This is a genomic window from Microbacterium sp. ISL-103, assembly GCF_018613995.1.
GTDB lineage: Bacteria > Actinomycetota > Actinomycetes > Actinomycetales > Microbacteriaceae > Microbacterium.
In genome coordinates this window covers 1-1,822 of the sequence record NZ_JAGGPD010000428.1, presented here as the reverse complement: position 1 = coordinate 1,822, position 1,822 = coordinate 1, and the positions used below count along the sequence as shown (strand labels likewise).

Below are 1,822 nucleotides of genomic sequence, written 5' to 3'. Positions count from 1 at the left end.
ATGCGCGCTTCGGCTCGCGGGGCGCCCGCCGCATGGGCGATCACGTCGAAGGCCGACCGTCGGAATCCTGCCGCCATGCGACCGACGAGCCGCTCGACCCAGGGTTCCCTGGCAGCGATGCGAAGCGTGCCCTCGATGCCGATCTGCAACGTCTCGCCGTCGCGCCAGAGCAACGGCACGGCGGGATCGAGTCGAGTGGTGGTCTTGGACGACAGCGGAGACATCCCTCGATTCTGCGGATATCCGAGGGGCGGATGGTCGTGTCCAGGTCATCCGTGGAGAAATCCCGGCGCACTCCGCCCCTGTGGAGGAGGAGTGCGCCGACGCGTCACACGGGTCGGTCGCCGCCGGGGCCGCCCTCGTCGTCGTCCTGCTCGTTCGGCTTCGCGGAGCCACCTGACGCGTCGCTCTGATCGTTCGAGAAGTCCTCGCCGTCGAGCAGGCGGGCGAGAGCTTCGTCGAACTCGTCGGCGACGGGCTGCTCGCCTCTGGCGGTCGCCTGCAGGCGGGCGACGAGCGCGGTCGGGTCGTCGATGTCGTCCGGGGTGGGCATCAGATCGGGGTAGTCCCAGAGCGCGTCTCGCCCTTCTGTGCCCACCGCATCCGTGACGGCCTGCCACATGGCAGAGGCCTCACGCAGTCGACGGGGCCGGAGCTTGAGGCCGACGAGAGCGCCCAGGGCGTCTTCGGCGGGCCCGCCGACCGCGCGACGGCGCCGGGCCGCCTCCGCGATCCGCGCGCCGTCGGGAAGGCGAGACGTGGCCTGGGCCGTGACGACGTCGACCCAGCCGTCGATCGTCGCGACGAGGTTCTCGAGGCGTGCGAGCGACTCGCGCTGTGCGTCGCTCTGGGTGGGAAGCAGCGCTCCACCCTCGATGGCCGCTCGGAGCTCCTCGGGGTTCGAGGGGTCGAGGCGGCTGGCGACGTCTTCGAGCGCGTCGACGTCGACGGTCACACCCCGTGCGAAGTCCGTGATCTGCGCCATCACGTGCAGGTGCAGCCACTTGGCGTGGCGGTACAGCCGCGCATAGGCCAGCTCGCGGGTGGCGAGGTAGAGGGTGATCTGGTCTTCGGGGATCTCGAGACCTTCGCCGAAGGCGGTGAGGTTCTGGGGGATCACCGCTGCCGTGCCTGCGGGGAGCACCGGGATGCCGACGTCACCGCCGGACACCACCTCGAGCGCGAGGTTGCCGAGCACCTGGCCGAACTGGGCGGCGAACACCGATCCGCCGAGGCCGCGCATGAGCTTGCCCGCGCCCTGCACCACACCGCGCATCTCTTCGGGCACCTGTGTGTCGAGAGCGCTGGTCAGAGCGTCGGCGATGCTCGTCGAGACCGGTCCCGCGATCTCCTGCCACACGGGCAGAGTCGCCTCGACCCACTCGCCTCGGGTCATCGCCCGTGGAGCCTCGGCGAGCTCGGAGATGGTCGTCGCCTCGCTGAGCCAGAGGTCGGCCAGAGCGAACGAGTCGACGAGCGAGGTACGCGATCCGTCGGTGATCCCGAGTCCGTCGCGGTTGGCGATGTGAAGCGCCTGCCGGAGTGCGTTCTCCCAGGGATCACCACCGAAGGCGCCCTGCAGCTGCGACATGATCGTCTGCATCATGGCCGGGTCGATCTGCATCCCGTCCATGCCCGAGAGGGCGTTCTGCAGCGCCTCGGGGTCGATGTCGCCGGCGCCCTGGCCGGACATCATTCGTCGAAGGAACTCCTGGAAGTCCTCGGGGGTGGGGTCGTTGTCTGACATGTCGCTCGCCTCTCAGCACGTCTGAAGCCGTGGCATCTACGCTAGTCACAGGATTGGCCGCGAGACCCCGACGCG

The 1,822-nt window shown here is 69.6% G+C and carries 1 protein-coding gene and 1 pseudogene; both read right to left on the bottom strand.

The window, feature by feature from the left end; all coding sequences use genetic code 11:
* Positions 1 to 224 (bottom strand): annotated as a pseudogene (locus J7E68_RS15090) (hypothetical protein); the annotation flags it as partial.
* Between the two features lie 104 nt (positions 225 to 328).
* Complete coding sequence (locus tag J7E68_RS15085; RefSeq protein WP_215173944.1) at positions 329 to 1,747, bottom strand: zinc-dependent metalloprotease; 1,419 nt, start codon at positions 1,745 to 1,747, stop codon at positions 329 to 331.
* Positions 1,748 to 1,822: the final 75 nt, after the last annotated feature.

Bases quoted from the DNA above. Each gene is read 5' to 3' on its own strand.
- J7E68_RS15085 (WP_215173944.1), bottom strand. From the start codon at position 1,747: ATGTCAGACAACGACCCCACCCCCGAGGACTTCCAGGAGTTCCTTCGA.